Consider the following 16938-nt stretch of genomic DNA (forward strand, 5'->3'; position numbering starts at 1 on the left):
AGGCCTTGAACATAGCGTTCGAGGCCTTTTGTTTTTTGTACTGATATCAGCCGCAGGCTTTCATATTTACCGGGCCGACAAATTCATTGCCACGCCCCATCACGCACGCCACGCTCTGATTACGCTGACGCTCCCAGTCTTGCACCGGATAAGTCTTGTCCCACGCTTCATACAATTGTCGATCCTGCTTCGACAGGCGCAGGCCGTACTGCTTGCTCATGTAGAAGTAAGTGCGGGCGATCATGCCGCGAATCGAAGGGCGCGGCATGACCTTCTTCGCTTTGAAATCGACTTGGGTCAGGCACGAGCCATATTGGCCGGATTGCACCGGTAGCCAGCCATAACTGAAGTTGCTGCGATCGCCATTGACCTCGCCAATGCTCGGCACCAGGTTATGCAGATCGGCTTCGGCCTTCTGATAGCTTGGGTCGTAACGTGTGCAGTTCTTGCGTCCGCCTTCCTGCCAGCATTGGCGCTGATGACCGAACTGCCAGGCGGGCACAATGTGTTCCCACTCGATACGTGACGCACGCTTGGCATTCTTGCGCGGTACGTAACCGCAGGCTTTCAGATCAACCTTGTTGCCGGTGTATTTACACCCGCAGTAAAACTCTGTGGACTGTGGCGCGTACAGTTTCCAGGCGACCTTCTTGGCTTCGGTAAATGTGCGGGGTGCACCAGCCTGGGCACCCACGGTGATAAACAGCAGCAGCAACGCAAAACAACGGACACTCATTGAATCAATCTTCCTTCGGCACAACCCAAAAAATCTGCACGCCACCGTCGTCGCGATAGGCGAGGGTGACGTTGTCGTTCTCGTCGATTTCCTCGAGCAGGCGCTCCCAGTCGTCCATCGGCTCGTCGGGCAAGCGGAAGATCAGTGCGGCTTTGGCTTTCTGTGCGGTGGGGGAATTGATGATTTTCTGAACGCGCATACCCATGCGTTCGTAAGCGTCAGGAGCATCAGGGGAAGTGGCCACGAGGTTATCCTTATTAAGCTGTACGTGCATACAGTATTTAACTGTAGGCATTTTCGCAACTGCTTAAAATTCAAGAAAATCCTCTGACAGCGGTTTTCCGATTTTGGTGTAGGTCGTGTGAATGTTTTTGTGGGAAAAGTGCGAGAGCGTTGTGAGCGAAGCACCACCCGCCCTTCAGGCGAGTGGTGCAGGGTGTCCAATCAAGAATTGATCGGGCGAGGGCCTATCAGTATTCCCAGAACATCCGTTGCAGTTCTTTGCTGTCGTTGGTTTTGGTCAGTGCAACCATTGCCAGGATGCGGGCTTTCTGCGGGTTCAGGTCGTGAGCGACAACCCAGTCATACTTGTCGTCCGGCTGTTCGGCGTTACGCAGAACGAAGCCGCCAGCGTTGACGTGGGAGGAGCGAATGATTTGCACGCCATCCTTGCGCAGCGCTTGCAGGGTCGGAACCACGCGGGAGGATACCGAGCCGTTACCTGTACCGGCATGGATAATGGCTTTAGCACCGGATTGTGCGAGGGCCTTGTAGGCGGTATCGCTCACGTTGCCGTAGGAATAAGCGATTTCTACATCAGGAAGGCTCTTGATGTTTTTGATGTCGAATTCCGAATCCATGGTGTGACGCTTGGCTGGCAAGCGGAACCAGTAGGATTTGCCTTCTACCACCATGCCCAGCGGGCCCCAGGCACTTTTGAAGGCTTCGGTCTTGATGTTGATCATCTTGCTGACGTCGCGACCGGACTGGATTTCATCGTTCATGGTCACCAGTACACCTTTGCCGTAGGCTTCTTTGCTGCTGGCCACGGCAACGGCGTTGTACAGGTTGAGCATGCCATCGGCGGACATGGCGGTACCCGGACGCATCGAGCCGACGACGATGATTGGCTTGTCGGTTTTTTCCACCAGGTTGAGGAAGTAAGCGGTTTCTTCCAGGGTGTCGGTGCCGTGGGTGATGACGATGCCGTCGACGTCTTTGCTATCGGCCAGTTCGGCCACGCGACGGCCCAGTTGCAGCAGGTTTTCGTTGGTGATGCTTTCGGAGGCAATCTGCATGACTTGTTCGCCGCGCACATTCGCCAGTTTGCTCAGCTCGGGAATGCCGGCGATCAATTGTTCGACGCCAACCTTTGCCGCCTGATAGGTGGCGCTATTGGCGGCGCTCGCGCCGGCACCGGCGATGGTGCCGCCTGTGGCAAGTACCACAACGTTCGCGAGCTTGGTCTGGGATTCGACTTCTTTCGCCTGAAGGGCGGAGGGCAGGAGCAGGAGTAGGGCCAAAGCGCCCGGAACCAAAGTGTTGAAAGCAGACTTCATTATTTTTCTCTCTAGTAGTGAGACGGTGCTGATGCAGGTTCATCTAGATGCGCCCCAGGCCGATCTGGATGCCCGGGGTGCGATGAAGGGAGCAGGATCTGTACCAGCCGTACTTTGCGCTAGAGAAATGTTTAACCTGATGATTTAAATCAAGTTTTTATGATTCTGAAAAGTGTGTGGTGAATCGTTTATCCGGGTTTCCGAACGCTGGGCGCTTTCGCGTTCGGCTCACCGAAAAGGACTACGGCTTCTGTCGAATGGATCGAGTTGTCGATTCTGGATTTCCTGCTAAAGAATCCTTTGCGCAGGCCGATGGGTGTTCAAGGAAACTGAAATTTAGGGAGTTCACATGTCACTGACGATCGGTATTTCAAATCCCGGTGCTGTCACCATTGGCGGTAAGACCGCAGCGACGATCAATGCAATAAATGAAGCCGAAGCGCAGGCCTCCGCGGAGGCGCTGGGCACCGAGAAAGAAGAGAGTAATCAAGTCAGAACCGGTGGTCCCGCGCAGGAAGAGAGTAAGACTGAAAGCAGCGACAATCTCAGCATTACCGTCAAGATGCTGCTCAAGCGCATGCGGGAATTGCAAAAGCAATTGCAGGAGCAGCAACAGCAACTCGCTGCCGCGCAGGCTGCGAGCTATCCGACGCCTGAGGCCAAATCGCAGGCGGTCATGTCGATTCAAGGGCAGATCGCGCAAACCAGCGGCGAAATGATGGAGGTCTCGGCGGCGCTGCTGAAAGAGATGTCCCAGGGTTCCACCAGCGGTAACCTGGTCAGCACCACGGTATAAATAGCGACGGGGACGGATCGGCAGATTCGCCCTACAACAAATGACGATTTCTGATTGTTGACAAATGTCGGCGGGATTCGCATAGTTCGGTCTACGCAAACGTTTGCGCGGCTTTCACGGCGCTGTATGGCCCGGGAAGAACGCCAAGTAGCTTACGCCAGCGCGAGCGTTGCTCACAATAATCATAAGATCGGAGTGAACCCATGAAGCTGCCATTCGCTGGACGTCTTCTTGCTGTCGCTATGCTGGCTGCCACAGCCGCCGCACTACCTGTCTCTTCGGCATTCGCCGAATCTGCCGAGAAACCCAAAGTCGCGCTGGTCATGAAGTCACTGGCCAACGAATTCTTCCTGACCATGGAAGACGGCGCCAAGGCCTACCAGAAAGAACACTCCGCCGATTTCGACCTGATCTCCAATGGCATCAAGGACGAAACGGATACTGCCGGTCAGACTCGCATCGTCGAGCAGATGATCCTGGCCAAGGTCAATGCACTGGTCATCGCCCCATCTGACTCCAAGGCCATGGTGCCGGTCATCAAGAAAGCCGTCGATGCCGGCATCACCGTGATCAACATCGACAATCAGCTCGATCCGGCCGTCGTCAAAAGCAAAAACATCAGCGTGCCCTTCGTAGGCCCGGACAACCGTAAGGGCGCGCGCCTGGTCGGTGAATACCTGGCCAAGCAGCTCAAGGCCGGTGACGAAGTCGGCATCATTGAAGGTGTGTCCACGACCACCAACGCCCAGCAACGTACCGCTGGCTTCAAGGATGCGATGGACGCTGCGCAGATCAAGATCGTTTCCCTGCAATCCGGTGACTGGGAGATCGACAAGGGCAACAAGGTTGCCGCGTCGATTCTCAGCGAATACCCGGACGTCAAGGCGCTGCTGGCCGGCAACGACAGCATGGCCGTCGGCGCCGTTTCCGCAGTACGTGCCGCAGGCAAAGCTGGCCAGGTACAGGTCGTCGGTTACGACAACATCAATGCCATCAAGCCAATGTTGAAGGACGGCCGCGTGTTGGCCACGGCTGACCAGTTCGCTGCCAAACAAGCGGTGTTTGGCATCGAAACCGCGCTGAAAATCATCAAGGGCGAGAAAGTCGACAGCGGCGCCAATGGCGTGATCGAAACACCGGTCGAGCTGGTCACCCAGTAAGTCTTCTGGCGATACAACGGCGCTCGTCCGTCCGGGCGAGCGCATGGAGAGTTTTTATGTCAGTTTCCGCCCCGAACGCTGTCCTCTCGGTCAGCGGTATCGGTAAGACCTATGCGCAACCGGTGCTTACCGGCATCGACTTGACGCTGATGCGCGGTGAAGTGCTGGCGCTGACCGGCGAGAATGGTGCCGGCAAAAGCACCCTGTCGAAGATCATTGGCGGACTGGTCACTCCGACCACCGGCCAGATGCAATTCCACGGCAAGGACTATCGTCCGGGCAGTCGTACCCAGGCGGAAGAGCTCGGCGTGCGTATGGTCATGCAAGAACTCAATCTGTTGCCGACACTGTCGGTCGCGGAAAACCTGTTTCTCGACAATTTGCCAAGCAATGGCGGCTGGATCAGCCGCAAGCAATTGCGCAAGGCCGCTATCGAAGCCATGGCGCAAGTCGGCCTCGACGCGATTGATCCGGATACGCTGGTCGGCGAGTTGGGAATCGGCCACCAGCAAATGGTCGAAATCGCCCGCAACCTGATTGGCGATTGCCACGTGCTGATTCTCGATGAGCCGACCGCGATGCTGACCGCACGTGAAGTCGAAATGCTCTTTGAGCAGATCACCCGGTTGCAGGCACGCGGCGTCTCGATCATCTACATTTCCCACCGCCTCGAAGAACTCGCCCGAGTGGCACAGCGCATTGCCGTGCTGCGTGACGGCAATCTGGTCTGCGTCGAGCCGATGGCCAATTACAACAGCGAGCAACTGGTGACGCTGATGGTCGGTCGTGAGCTGGGCGAGCACATCGACATGGGCCCGCGCAAGATCGGTGCCCCTGCACTGACGATCAATGGCCTGACCCGCTCCGACAAAGTGCGCGACGTTTCATTCGAGGTACGCGCCGGGGAGATCTTCGGGATTTCCGGATTGATCGGGGCAGGGCGCACGGAACTGCTGCGGCTGATCTTCGGCGCGGATGTCGCCGACAGCGGCACCATTGCACTCGGCTCGCCAGCCAAAGTGGTCAGTGTGCGCTCGCCAGTCGATGCGGTGCGCAATGGCATCGCGCTGATCACTGAAGACCGTAAAGGTGAGGGCCTTCTGCTCAGTCAATCGATCAGTGCCAACATCGCGCTCGGCAACATGCCGGAAATTTCCAGTGGCGGTGTCGTCAACAACGGCGACGAAATCGCTTTGGCGCAGCGTCAGATTGACGCCATGCGTATCCGCAGTTCGAGCCCGACACAATTGGTCTCCGAGCTGTCCGGTGGCAACCAGCAGAAGGTCGTGATTGGCCGCTGGCTGGAACGTGATTGTTCGGTGCTGCTGTTCGACGAGCCGACCCGTGGCATCGACGTCGGCGCCAAGTTTGACATTTATGCCCTGCTCGGCGAACTGACGCGCCAGGGCAAAGCGCTGGTGGTGGTGTCCAGTGACCTGCGTGAGCTGATGCTGATCTGCGACCGGATCGGCGTGCTGTCGGCAGGGCGGCTGATTGACACCTTCGAGCGCGACAGCTGGACCCAGGATGACTTGCTTGCCGCCGCGTTCGCCGGCTACCAAAAACGTGATGCGTTGCTCAACGAAGCGGCGCCTAGGGATCTCCCATGAAAACTGCATCTCCTGCCGGCAAACGTAGTGGCAACTTCTACGGTCTGGGCACTTATCTGGGCCTGGCCGGTGCCTTGCTGGCGATGATTGCGCTGTTCTCGGTCTTGAGCAGCCACTTTTTGTCCTATAACACCTTCAGTACGCTGGCCAACCAGATTCCTGATCTGATGGTGCTGGCGGTCGGCATGACTTTCGTTCTGATCATCGGCGGCATCGACCTTTCGGTGGGCTCGGTGCTGGCACTTGCCGCTTCGACCGTCAGCGTCGCCATTCTCGGCTGGGGCTGGGGCGTGTTGCCGTCGGCGTTGCTGGGTATGGCTGTGGCGGCACTGGCCGGTACCGTCACCGGTTCTATCACGGTGGCCTGGCGGATTCCATCGTTCATCGTCTCCCTGGGCGTGCTGGAAATGGCTCGGGGCCTGGCGTATCAGATGACCGGATCGCGCACCGCGTACATCGGTGATTCGTTCGCCTGGCTGTCGAATCCGATCGCGTTTGGCATCTCGCCATCGTTCATTATTGCCTTGCTGGTGATCATCATTGCCCAGGCGGTTCTGACCCGCACCGTGTTTGGTCGCTACCTGATCGGCATCGGCACCAACGAAGAGGCGGTGCGGCTCGCGGGGATCAATCCGAAACCCTACAAGATTCTGGTGTTCAGCCTGATGGGCCTGCTAGCCGGTATCGCTGCGCTGTTTCAGATTTCCCGTCTGGAAGCTGCCGACCCGAATGCCGGTTCCGGTCTGGAGTTGCAAGTGATCGCGGCTGTGGTCATTGGCGGCACCAGTCTGATGGGCGGGCGCGGTTCGGTGATCAGCACGTTCTTTGGTGTGTTGATTATCTCGGTACTGGCGGCGGGTCTGGCGCAGATCGGTGCAACCGAGCCGACCAAACGCATTATCACCGGTGCGGTGATTGTGATCGCGGTGGTGCTTGATACTTATCGCAGTCAGCGCGCCAGTCGCCGGGGCTAAGACATGGCAACGATCAAGGACGTGGCAGCTCTTGCAGGGATTTCCTACACGACGGTGTCGCACGTGGTGAACAACACCCGACCTGTCAGTCAGGAGGTGCGGCTGAAAGTCGAGGCGGCGATCAAGAGCCTCGACTATGTGCCGAGTGCGGTAGCGCGCTCGCTGAAGGCCAAGACCACTGCAACCATTGGCCTGCTGGTGCCGAACAGTCTCAACCCGTACTTTGCGGAATTGGCCCGGGGCATCGAGGATTATTGCGAGCGTAACGGCTACTGCGTGATCCTCTGTAACTCCGACGACAATCCCGAAAAGCAGCGCAGCTATCTGCGTGTGTTGCTGGAGAAGCGCATCGACGGTTTGATCGTCGCTTCCGCTGGCGGTGACAGCGGTTTGGCGCAGGGGCTGGCGGGCGTGAAAACGCCGATGGTCATTGTCGACCGTGGTCTGGACGGTGTCGATGCGGATCTTGTGCGCATCGACCACGAATATGGCGCTTACCTGGCAACCCGGCACTTGCTGGAATTGGGTCACCGCGACATTGCCACTATCGGCGGTCCGGCCAGTACCAGCGTGGCGCAGATGCGTCTGGCCGGATATTGCCGAGCGCTGAAAGAGGCGGGCATAGAAGTCCGACCGGAGCGCATGCTGGAAAGTGATTTCACCAGTACGGGTGGATACAGCGCAGCGGCGATTCTGCTTGAGGGGAATCCGCCGAGCGCGATCTTTGCCGGTAACGACATGATTGGTATCGGCGTGCTGCGTGCCGCGGCAGAGCGCAATGTTCGCGTGCCGAGCGAGTTGTCGGTGATCGGTTTCGACGATATCCAGATGAGCCGTTACGTGTATCCGGCACTCACCACCGTGGGGCAGTCGATCCTGCAGTTGGGCGAGATGGCGGCCGAAGTCCTGCTGCGAAGGATCGCTACGCCGAATCTGGGCACTGATCAGCGGATCGTGACTCCGAGTATTGTGTTGCGCGAATCGACCGCACCGTTGTCCGGCGTGTTCACTGAATATCGCTGAAACCGAATTGACGAGTAATGATGTATGCCAGCAAATGTAGTGGTAATAGGCAGCCTGAACATGGATCTGGTGACCCGGGCGCCGCGGCTGCCCGTCGGCGGTGAAACGCTGATCGGTCATTCGTTTGCCACGGTTTCCGGCGGCAAGGGTGCCAATCAGGCGGTGGCGGCCGCGCGTTTGGGTGCGCAGGTCGCGATGGTCGGTTGCGTTGGCAATGACGACTATGGCGTGCAATTACGCAACGCCTTGTTGGCCGAACAGATCGATTGCCAGGCAGTGAGCGCCGTCGATGACTCCAGTGGTGTGGCGCTGATCGTGGTCGATGACAACAGTCAGAACGCCATTGTCATCGTCGCTGGCGCCAACGGCGCAATGACCCCCGCAGTGATCGACCGTTTCGATGCGGTTCTGCAAGCCGCAGAGGTGATCATCTGCCAGCTCGAAATTCCCGATGCCACGGTGGGACATGCGCTCAAGCGTGCGCGTGCGCTGGGTAAAATCGTCATCCTCAATCCGGCGCCGGCCAGTCGCCCGCTGCCGGCAGACTGGTTTGCCGCAATCGACTATCTGATTCCCAACGAGAGTGAAGCGAGCGCATTGAGCGGGTTGCCGGTGGACTCGCTGGAAACCGCCGAACGTGCAGCCAGCCATCTGATCGGTATGGGGGCGGGCAAAGTCATCATTACTCTCGGTGCTCAAGGGTCGCTGTTCGCCAATGGCGAAAGTTTTGAGCATTTCCCGGCGCCGAAGGTGAAGGCTGTCGACACCACGGCGGCAGGGGACACCTTCGTCGGTGGTTTCGCCGCCGCGTTGGCCAATGGCAAATCCGAGGCCGAGGCGATTCGCTTTGGTCAGATTGCCGCTGCGCTGTCGGTTACCCGCGCCGGTGCTCAGCCTTCGATTCCAACCCTGTCCGACGTAAAGGCCTTTAAACCCGCATGAAAAAGACTCCTCTGCTCAATGTTGCCCTGTCACGACTGATTGCATCTTTGGGGCACGGCGACATGGTCGTCATCGGTGACGCCGGGTTGCCGGTGCCGCCGGGTGTCGAGTTGATTGATCTGGCGCTGACCCACGGCGTCCCGGATTTCATCAGCACCCTGAAGGTCGTGCTCAGCGAGATGCAGGTGGAAAGCCATGCACTGGCCAAAGAAATCTTCGACAAGCAACCGACGGCGCTGAATACGCTGGACGAGTTGAATGAAGAGGGCGCTCTGGGCCGTCGCGATCTGCTCAGTCACGAGCAATTCAAAGTTCTCAGCCGACAGGCTCGGGCGATTGTTCGTACAGGTGAATGCCAACCCTACTGCAACATCGTTCTGGTCGCCGGGGTTACGTTCTGATTTTCGATTCCACATGCACAAGGAATGCGCCATGCAACGCTATGCTCAGAAACTGTATCAAATCATCCGGAGCCTGCTGCTTTTGTCCGTAATAACTGCGACCGGCGCTCAGGCGGCGGAGAAAATCGACCTGATTATCGACACCGACCCGGGTGCCGACGATGTGGTTGCCTTGCTGTTCGCCCTGGCCTCGCCGGACGAGCTGAACATTCGCGCGCTGACCACCGTGGCCGGCAATGTGCGCCTCGACAAGACTTCACGTAACGCACGACTCGCTCGCGAGTGGGCTGGACGCGAAGATGTACCGGTTTACGCCGGTGCGCCGAAGCCGCTGATGCGCACGCCGATCTACGCCGAGAACATCCATGGCAAGGAAGGCCTGTCGGGTGTCGCCGTGCACGAACCGAAAAAGGGGCTGGCTGAAGGCAATGCCGTCAACTACCTGATCGACACGCTGAAAAAAGCCAAGCCGCACAGCATCACCATTGCCATGCTCGGTCCGCAGACCAACCTGGCGCTGGCGCTGATCCAGGAGCCGGAAATTGTTCAGGGCATCAAGGAAGTGGTGATCATGGGCGGTGCGCACTTCAACGGCGGCAACATCACGCCGGTGGCCGAATTTAACCTGTTTGCTGACCCGCAAGCGGCTGAAGTGGTCCTGAAAAGCGGCGTGAAACTGACCTACCTGCCGCTGGACGTGACCCACAAGATTCTCACCAGTGACGCGCGCCTGAAACAGATCGCAGCACTGAACAACAACGCCAGCAAGATTGTCGGTGACATCCTCAACGAGTACATCAAAGGCGACATGGAACACTACGGTATTCCGGGTGGCCCGGTGCATGACGCTACCGTTGTGGCTTATCTGCTCAAGCCGGAACTGTTCACCGGTCGTTCGGTGAATGTTGTGGTGGATAGTCGTGAAGGGCCGACTTTTGGTCAGACCATCGTCGATTGGTACGACGGCCTGAAGGCGCCTAAAAATGCGTTCTGGGTGGAAAATGGCGACGCGCAAGGCTTCTTTGACTTGCTGACCGAGCGTCTGAAACGCTTGAAGTAAGGCTGAAACCCGCAGGTGCCAATCTGCGGGTTTTTATTCTCTCTCGGTATCATGTGCGACCTTGTGGTCATGCTGATACCGCTCGAACACTTGAGCGATAAACGTTTGTGCGCCCTGTGTTCCCATCGTCTTGACCAGCAGGTCTATGCTGATCAACGCCAGCTCCTCCGGACTGCCCGGGCTATATGAGCTGTGCCCCTTCGGCCACAGGACTCTGATGTCGGCGGTGATGCTTACGGTGCTCATGAGTGCGCTCGAAAAGTCGGGAATGTATGGCAGCGAGTTAACCATTTTGTCGGGCGTTTGGCACTGCGACTTAGGCATGGACGGAGCGCTATGCGACACTTGGTCTTTTAAGGCTTTCCAAGGATCGTGCTGTGCAGATCGATTTGAACACCCCTGACGGGCTCACGCTCGACGCAGTGCGCCGGTTGCTCGCTTCGGCCAGTGATGACGAACACACGCAACTGCGCGTGACCAAGGGCGGGATCGCTTACATTTCTTCCGGCGTTACCGGTGGGCAGGATATCGACGGTTTGCTGTTTCGCCTGGAAACCTGGGCCAAGGGTTCAGGGTACGTGGGCAATGTCGCGGCCAGCGACGAGGTGTGGGTGATGCAGATTTTCAATGCCCTGAAAGACAACTGGCCGAATCCGCCGTATGACTACATCGACGTTTACTGAGCGCCGTTAATATTCAGTCACGATTGATTGCTGAAGTGGCGCGTGCCGCTCAGGCACACTCGGCGTTTTTCCGGTCGTGGGGCAGGGTGATGGCCTTGGCTGTGAAACCAAACGCCGGAATGGCGGTCGCACGATCTCAGCTTAACCATTTTGAAAACAAGGAGGCTTCATGCCTTTGAAGTTCGCGACACTGGGTGCACTTATGGCCGCTGCCATGTTGGCCGGTTGCAGCACGACCTCCAGCGAGTCGGCAAAGGAATCTGCGGCGACCGAAGCCGGTCACAGCCGCTGTGAAGCAACGGCGGCGGAGTTCGCCATTGGCAAGAAAGCTTCGCCAGAGTTGTTGGAGCAGGCGCGCACCAAAGCCGGAGCGCAAAATGCCCGCTTCCTCAAGCCGACCGACATGATCACGCTCGAGTACCGCTCTGATCGCCTGAATCTGAACACTGACACCAATCTGGTGGTCACTCGCGTCAACTGCGGCTGATCGCTCACCGCTTTTGTTGCAGGCATAAAAAACCCCGTCACATGGACGGGGTTTTTTTAGTGCGCGCAGAAATTACTCTGGGCGAACCTGTGCAGCTTGCATACCCTTTTGGCCTTTCTCAGCCACGAAAGAGACGGTCTGGCCTTCTTTCAGGCTTTTGAAACCGTCGGATTCGATAGCTTTGAAGTGTACGAACAGGTCGTCACCGCCACCTTGAGGAGTGATGAAGCCGAAGCCTTTTTCATCGTTGAACCACTTAACGGTGCCGGTTTGGCGATTAGACATGGTGTATCTCCAAGAAACATATATTTTTCAGTACTGTGCTGCTCAGGCCAACTGGGCACACCCGGGTATCATAGTCGAAATGTTCGCTTTGGTAGCCCCCCGGACGTGCTGTTTGCCAATCGGTCGTGTTTTCTTTACTGCCTGATTCCGCTGGAAGCCCCGGTTTACAAGGCTTTTGGCAGAACGTAAAGACAATAAAAAAACCTGTAAAACCTGCATAAATCGTCTGAAAAGGCTCAAAATCAGCCCGTTTCAGGGGCGCTGAGCCGACTCAAAAGGTTTTTTCGATCACTTTTTCGCCGGTGTGTTTGCCTTGCATTTGGCAATCTGGCCCAGTGCTTTCTGCTGCAGTTCAGGGGTGGCCTTGTTGTCCATCAGGGCCTGGATGTCGGCAGCAGGATAAGACTTGATGGCATCAGCGCCACAAGCGCAGTGCGATTTGGCCGCAGCAGCGCCAATTTGCGGAGTTGCCGCTTGAGTGCACTGCGCCATGTACTTCTCACGCTCGCCCTTCGGCCAGTCGGCGTGGGCGCTCAATGGCAGCAGCATAACGATAGGGGCGACGACGGCGAACAGGGTATTCAGACGCATGCGAGGATGCTCCTTGTGGGTCAATGTCTTGTTATCTGAGGGCTGAAGAGGCCATCAAGTTCAGCACTCTGGCATAAAAACAGACGATTTGCCTTGTGATCAAACAGAGGCATAAGTGACCGCTCATCTGTGCTAGGATGCCGGGCTCAAGCGTTCTCAGGCTCCGGATGACCTTCAGTCCCGACATCGGTCAACGTGCGAATATTTTGATTTGAATCCCAGTCACTCTGGTTCGGTTTTCCGGTTGGCCGCAAGGCTCCTGCCGCTGTAAGGCAGGCGTTCGTCATTGAATGGCCTGGATCGGATCTTGTACTGGCTCATCCCAACCCACGTGACCTTTGGTAGGGGTCACCACTAGGAGAGGAGGCGCCATGCCAACTATTACTCTTCCCGACGGCAGTCAACGTTCATTCGATCACCCGGTTTCCGTAGCCGAGGTCGCCGCATCCATTGGTGCCGGTCTGGCCAAAGCCACTCTGGCCGGCAAGGTCAATGGCCAACTGGTCGACGCCAGCGACATCATCAGCAGCGACGCGACCCTGCAAATCATCACGCCAAAGGATGAAGAGGGGCTGGAGATCATTCGTCACTCTTGCGCCCACCTGGTTGGCCACGCGGTCAAGCAGCTGTACCCGACTGCGAAAATGGTCATCGGGCCGGTCATCGACGAAGGCTTCTATTACGATATCGCCTTCGAGCGTCCTTTCACGCCGGACGACATGGCCGCTATCGAACAGCGCATGCAGCAGCTGATCGAAAAAGATTACGACGTCATCAAGAAAGTCACTCCGCGCGCCGAAGTGATCGAAGTGTTCAAGGCTCGCGGCGAAGACTACAAGCTGCGTCTGGTCGAGGACATGCCGAACGAGCAGGCCATGGGCCTGTACTATCACGAAGAATACGTCGATATGTGCCGCGGTCCGCACGTGCCGAACACACGCTTCCTGAAATCCTTCAAGCTGACCAAGCTGTCGGGTGCCTACTGGCGCGGCGACGCCAAGAACGAGCAATTGCAGCGCGTTTACGGCACCGCTTGGGCAGATAAAAAGCAGCTGGCGGCTTACATCCAGCGCATCGAAGAAGCTGAAAAACGCGATCACCGCAAGATCGGCAAGCGTCTGGGCCTGTTCCACACCCAGGAAGAATCCCCGGGCATGGTGTTCTGGCACCCGAACGGCTGGACTCTGTACCAGGTGCTTGAGCAGTACATGCGCAAGATCCAGCGCGATAACGGCTACCTTGAAATCAAGACCCCTCAAGTCGTTGACCGCAGCCTGTGGGAGAAATCCGGGCACTGGGCCAACTACGCCGACAACATGTTCACCACTCAGTCGGAAAATCGCGACTACGCCATCAAGCCAATGAACTGCCCATGCCACGTGCAGGTGTTCAACCAAGGCCTGAAGAGCTACCGCGAGCTGCCGATGCGTCTGGCCGAGTTCGGTGCCTGCCACCGTAACGAGCCTTCGGGTGCGCTGCACGGCATCATGCGTGTACGTGCGTTCACTCAGGACGACGCCCACATCTTCTGCACCGAAGAGCAGATGCAGGCCGAATCCGCAGCGTTCATCAAGCTGACCATGGACGTTTATCGTGACTTCGGCTTTACCGATGTCGAGATGAAGCTGTCCACTCGTCCGGAAAAACGCGTCGGTTCCGACGAGCTGTGGGATCGCGCTGAGGCTGCACTGGCTGCAGCCCTTGATTCTGCGGGCCTGCCGTACGATCTGCAGCCAGGCGAAGGTGCGTTCTACGGTCCGAAGATCGAGTTCTCGCTGAAAGATTGCCTCGGTCGCGTCTGGCAATGTGGTACCTTGCAGCTCGATTTTAACCTGCCTGTCCGTTTGGGCGCTGAATACGTCTCCGAAGACAACAGCCGCAAACACCCGGTGATGTTACACCGTGCGATCCTCGGTTCCTTCGAGCGTTTCGTCGGGATTCTGATCGAGCACTACGAAGGTGCGTTCCCTGCCTGGCTGGCGCCAACCCAGGCAGTGATCATGAATATCACTGATAAACAGGCAGATTTTGTTGCTGAAGTTGAAAAAACTCTCAACGAAAGCGGATTTCGTGCCAAGTCCGACTTGAGAAATGAAAAGATCGGCTTTAAAATCCGCGAGCATACTTTGCTCAAGGTTCCCTATCTTTTGGTTATCGGAGATAAGGAAGTCGAGATGCAGACTGTCGCTGTGCGTACTCGTGAAGGTGCTGACCTGGGCTCGATGCCCGTCGCCCAGTTCGCTGAGTTTCTCGCGCAAGCGGTTTCCCGGCGTGGTCGCCCAGATTCGGAGTAATTATTATTAAGCGTGAAATGAGACAAGATAAACGAGCTGCACCGAAAGCCCCGATCAACGAGAATATCTCGGCACGCGAGGTTCGGTTAATTGGCGCTGATGGCGAGCAGATTGGCATCGTCTCGATTGATGAAGCGCTTCGTATTGCTGAAGAAGCAAAGCTTGATCTGGTGGAAATCTCCGCAGACGCAATCCCACCGGTTTGCCGTGTGATGGATTACGGCAAATCGATCTTCGAAAAGAAGAAGCAGGTTGCCGCGGCGAAGAAGAATCAGAAGCAGATTCAGGTAAAAGAAATCAAGTTTCGTCCAGGGACGGAGGAAGGGGATTACCAGGTAAAACTGCGCAACCTGGTACGTTTCCTGAGTGATGGGGACAGGGCCAAGGTATCCTTGCGATTCCGCGGCCGTGAGATGGCCCACCAGGAGCTGGGGATGGAACTCCTCAAGCGGGTTGAAGCTGACCTGCTCGAGTACGGTTCGGTCGAACAGCATCCTAAGATGGAAGGACGCCAGCTGATCATGGTCATCGCCCCGAAAAAGAAGAAGTAATCAACAGGGCACGGCAGGCCTTCTGATTATGTTTATCAACTGAATGCGGAGTATCCGAACATGCCAAAAATGAAAACCAAAAGTGGTGCTGCTAAGCGGTTTCTGAAAACTGCTAACGGTATCAAGCACAAGCACGCTTTCAAGAGCCACATCCTGACTAAAATGTCGACCAAGCGTAAGCGTCAACTGCGCGGTAGCAGCTTGCTGCATCCGTCTGACGTGGCAAAAGTCGAGCGCATGCTGCGCCTTCGTTAATTTTAGTCAAGAATAGAGGAAGTAACTCATGGCTCGTGTAAAGCGTGGCGTCATTGCCCGTAAGCGTCACAAAAAAATTCTGAAACTTGCTAAAGGCTACTACGGCGCACGCTCCCGCGTATTCCGTGTTGCCAAGCAAGCGGTAATCAAGGCAGGCCAATACGCCTACCGTGACCGTCGTCAGAAAAAACGTCAGTTCCGCGCTCTGTGGATCGCTCGTATCAACGCTGGTGCTCGTGTTAACGGTCTATCCTACAGCCGTTTCATCGCTGGCCTGAAAAAAGCGTCCATCGAGATCGACCGTAAGGTTCTGGCTGATCTGGCAGTGAACGAAAAAGCGGTGTTTGCTGCGATTGTCGAGAAAGCTAAAGCCACCTTGGCTTAAGTACCCCCGACAATCACCCGGCCTCACTTCCGTGGGGTCAGGTGGTAAACGTCTTAAATAGGGGAAGAGCCTTCAAGCTCTTCCCCTATTTTGTATCTGGAGTCTGTACATGGAAAACCTGGATGCGCTGGTCTCTCAAGCACTAGAGGCTGTGCAAAGCGCTGAAGATATCAATGCCCTGGAGCAAATCCGGGTTCAATACCTTGGCAAAAAGGGTGAATTGACTCAGGTGATGAAGACCCTGGGGAATTTGCCGGCAGAAGAGCGTCCGCAAGTCGGTGCGCTGATCAACGTTGCCAAGGAACGTGTTACAGGCGTTCTCAATGCGCGCATGGCTCTGTTTGAAGAAGCCGAACTGGCTGCCAAACTGTCTGCCGAATCCATTGACGTGACATTGCCGGGCCGTGGCCAGACCTCCGGTGGTCTGCATCCGGTGACCCGGACTCTGGAACGTGTAGAGCAGTTCTTCACCCGTATCGGCTACGGCATTGCCGAAGGCCCTGAGGTCGAAGACGACTATCACAACTTTGAAGCGCTCAACATCCCAGGCCACCACCCGGCCCGGTCGATGCATGACACCTTCTATTTCAATGCCAACATGCTGCTGCGCACCCATACCTCGCCGGTACAAGTCCGCACCATGGAATCGAAGCAGCCGCCGATCCGCATCGTCTGCCCAGGCCGTGTGTACCGCAGCGACTCCGATATCACCCACTCGCCGATGTTCCACCAGGTCGAAGGCCTGCTGGTCGATCGCGACATCAATTTTGCCGACCTCAAAGGCACCATCGAAGAATTCCTGCGGGTGTTCTTCGAGAAAGAGCTGGCCGTGCGTTTCCGTCCTTCGTACTTCCCGTTCACCGAGCCATCCGCTGAAGTCGACATGGAATGCGTGATGTGCAGCGGTAAAGGCTGCCGTGTCTGCAAGCAGACCGGCTGGCTGGAAGTGATGGGCTGCGGCATGGTTCACCCGAACGTGCTGCGCATGTCTGGCATCGATCCGGAAGAGTTCTCCGGCTTTGCTTTCGGCATGGGCGTCGAGCGTCTGGCCATGCTCCGTTACGGCGTGAACGACTTGCGTCTGTTCTTCGACAACGACTTGCGGTTCCTCGCGCAATTTCGCTAGTCGTAACGAATTCTTAGGAG

Annotated in this window: 21 protein-coding genes; 15 read left to right on the forward strand and 6 right to left on the reverse strand. The window is 56.9% G+C overall.

Translation table 11 applies throughout. The annotated features are described in order from the left end of the window. Positions 1 to 46: 46 nt before the first annotated feature. The 3 genes from P3G59_RS10420 to P3G59_RS10430 all read right to left on the reverse strand — a co-directional run bounded on the left by P3G59_RS10420 (position 47) and on the right by P3G59_RS10430 (position 2295). Entirely contained in the window at positions 47 to 736 is a 690-nt protein-coding gene (locus P3G59_RS10420) for an endonuclease I family protein (RefSeq protein WP_277761447.1), read from the reverse strand. 4 nt (positions 737 to 740) lie between these two features. Continuing rightward, on the reverse strand, positions 741 to 1031 hold the full coding sequence (locus P3G59_RS10425) for a DUF1654 domain-containing protein (protein ID WP_277761448.1): 291 nt from the start codon (positions 1029 to 1031) through the stop codon (positions 741 to 743). Positions 1032 to 1206: 175 nt separating this feature from the next. Beyond that, complete coding sequence (locus P3G59_RS10430; protein WP_277761449.1) at positions 1207 to 2295, reverse strand: asparaginase; 1089 nt, start codon at positions 2293 to 2295, stop codon at positions 1207 to 1209. Between the two features lie 349 nt (positions 2296 to 2644). On the opposite strand from P3G59_RS10430, the gene P3G59_RS10435 reads away from it, so the two are divergent. The 8 genes from P3G59_RS10435 (at position 2645) to P3G59_RS10470 (ending at position 10261) form a co-directional block, all read left to right on the forward strand. Further along, positions 2645 to 3091 (forward strand): hypothetical protein, encoded by a 447-nt coding sequence (locus tag P3G59_RS10435; protein WP_277761450.1) that lies wholly within the window; start codon positions 2645 to 2647, stop codon positions 3089 to 3091. Between the two features lie 203 nt (positions 3092 to 3294). Beyond that, positions 3295 to 4251, forward strand: coding sequence for a sugar ABC transporter substrate-binding protein (locus tag P3G59_RS10440; protein WP_277761451.1), 957 nt, complete (start codon positions 3295 to 3297; stop codon positions 4249 to 4251). Between the two features lie 56 nt (positions 4252 to 4307). Next, positions 4308 to 5861: a sugar ABC transporter ATP-binding protein gene (locus tag P3G59_RS10445; RefSeq protein WP_277761452.1), complete on the forward strand. Its 1554-nt coding sequence runs from the start codon at positions 4308 to 4310 to the stop codon at positions 5859 to 5861. Further along, positions 5858 to 6835, forward strand: coding sequence for an ABC transporter permease (locus tag P3G59_RS10450; RefSeq protein ID WP_007913478.1), 978 nt, complete (start codon positions 5858 to 5860; stop codon positions 6833 to 6835). The genes P3G59_RS10445 and P3G59_RS10450 overlap by 4 nt, the downstream gene beginning before the upstream one ends. A gap of 3 nt (positions 6836 to 6838) precedes the next feature. Then, positions 6839 to 7858 carry a LacI family DNA-binding transcriptional regulator gene (locus P3G59_RS10455; RefSeq protein WP_277761453.1) on the forward strand — a complete coding sequence of 340 codons (1020 nt, stop codon included), beginning with the start codon at positions 6839 to 6841 and terminating at the stop codon, positions 7856 to 7858. A 24-nt stretch (positions 7859 to 7882) separates the two neighbouring features. Further along, positions 7883 to 8800 (forward strand): ribokinase, encoded by a 918-nt coding sequence (gene rbsK, locus P3G59_RS10460; protein WP_277761454.1) that lies wholly within the window; start codon positions 7883 to 7885, stop codon positions 8798 to 8800. Beyond that, on the forward strand, positions 8797 to 9201 hold the full coding sequence (gene rbsD / locus P3G59_RS10465) for a D-ribose pyranase (protein WP_160057167.1): 405 nt from the start codon (positions 8797 to 8799) through the stop codon (positions 9199 to 9201). The genes rbsK and rbsD overlap by 4 nt, the downstream gene beginning before the upstream one ends. 31 nt (positions 9202 to 9232) lie before the next feature. Continuing rightward, a complete protein-coding gene (locus P3G59_RS10470; protein WP_277761455.1) occupies positions 9233 to 10261 on the forward strand; it encodes a nucleoside hydrolase in 1029 nt (342 codons plus the stop codon). A 33-nt stretch (positions 10262 to 10294) separates the two neighbouring features. Here P3G59_RS10470 and P3G59_RS10475 read toward each other — a convergent pair whose 3' ends face one another. Continuing rightward, positions 10295 to 10507 carry a hypothetical protein gene (locus tag P3G59_RS10475; protein ID WP_277761456.1) on the reverse strand — a complete coding sequence of 71 codons (213 nt, stop codon included), beginning with the start codon at positions 10505 to 10507 and terminating at the stop codon, positions 10295 to 10297. Between the two features lie 131 nt (positions 10508 to 10638). On the opposite strand from P3G59_RS10475, the gene P3G59_RS10480 reads away from it, so the two are divergent. Both P3G59_RS10480 and P3G59_RS10485 read left to right on the forward strand, forming a co-directional pair. After that, positions 10639 to 10944 carry a hypothetical protein gene (locus P3G59_RS10480; protein WP_277761457.1) on the forward strand — a complete coding sequence of 102 codons (306 nt, stop codon included), beginning with the start codon at positions 10639 to 10641 and terminating at the stop codon, positions 10942 to 10944. Between the two features lie 169 nt (positions 10945 to 11113). Further along, complete coding sequence (locus P3G59_RS10485) at positions 11114 to 11431, forward strand: I78 family peptidase inhibitor (protein WP_277761458.1); 318 nt, start codon at positions 11114 to 11116, stop codon at positions 11429 to 11431. Between the two features lie 72 nt (positions 11432 to 11503). On the opposite strand, the gene P3G59_RS10490 is transcribed toward P3G59_RS10485, so the two are convergent. Next, positions 11504 to 11716 (reverse strand): cold-shock protein, encoded by a 213-nt coding sequence (locus tag P3G59_RS10490; protein ID WP_003179963.1) that lies wholly within the window; start codon positions 11714 to 11716, stop codon positions 11504 to 11506. A 288-nt stretch (positions 11717 to 12004) separates the two neighbouring features. Continuing rightward, positions 12005 to 12307 carry a hypothetical protein gene (locus P3G59_RS10495; RefSeq protein ID WP_093432157.1) on the reverse strand — a complete coding sequence of 101 codons (303 nt, stop codon included), beginning with the start codon at positions 12305 to 12307 and terminating at the stop codon, positions 12005 to 12007. 371 nt (positions 12308 to 12678) lie between these two features. On the opposite strand from P3G59_RS10495, the gene thrS reads away from it, so the two are divergent. The 5 genes from thrS to pheS all read left to right on the forward strand — a co-directional run bounded on the left by thrS (position 12679) and on the right by pheS (position 16918). Then, the gene (thrS, locus tag P3G59_RS10500; protein ID WP_007913488.1) at positions 12679 to 14601 is read left to right on the forward strand and encodes a threonine--tRNA ligase; all 1923 of its coding nucleotides are present in this window, start codon (positions 12679 to 12681) and stop codon (positions 14599 to 14601) included. Then, positions 14601 to 15152: a translation initiation factor IF-3 gene (gene infC, locus P3G59_RS10505; protein WP_171057393.1), complete on the forward strand. Its 552-nt coding sequence runs from the start codon at positions 14601 to 14603 to the stop codon at positions 15150 to 15152. Before thrS ends, infC begins: the two co-directional genes overlap by 1 nt. Before the next feature lie 60 nt (positions 15153 to 15212). Next, positions 15213 to 15407, forward strand: a complete 195-nt coding sequence (gene rpmI / locus P3G59_RS10510; protein WP_002553160.1) for a 50S ribosomal protein L35 — start codon at positions 15213 to 15215, stop codon at positions 15405 to 15407. A gap of 28 nt (positions 15408 to 15435) precedes the next feature. After that, positions 15436 to 15792 (forward strand): 50S ribosomal protein L20, encoded by a 357-nt coding sequence (gene rplT / locus P3G59_RS10515; RefSeq protein ID WP_007913489.1) that lies wholly within the window; start codon positions 15436 to 15438, stop codon positions 15790 to 15792. 109 nt (positions 15793 to 15901) lie between these two features. Beyond that, positions 15902 to 16918, forward strand: coding sequence for a phenylalanine--tRNA ligase subunit alpha (gene pheS / locus P3G59_RS10520; protein WP_003226365.1), 1017 nt, complete (start codon positions 15902 to 15904; stop codon positions 16916 to 16918). The last annotated feature ends 20 nt before the right edge of the window (positions 16919 to 16938 follow it).

This window comes from Pseudomonas sp. A34-9 (genome assembly GCF_029543085.1).
GTDB lineage: Bacteria > Pseudomonadota > Gammaproteobacteria > Pseudomonadales > Pseudomonadaceae > Aquipseudomonas.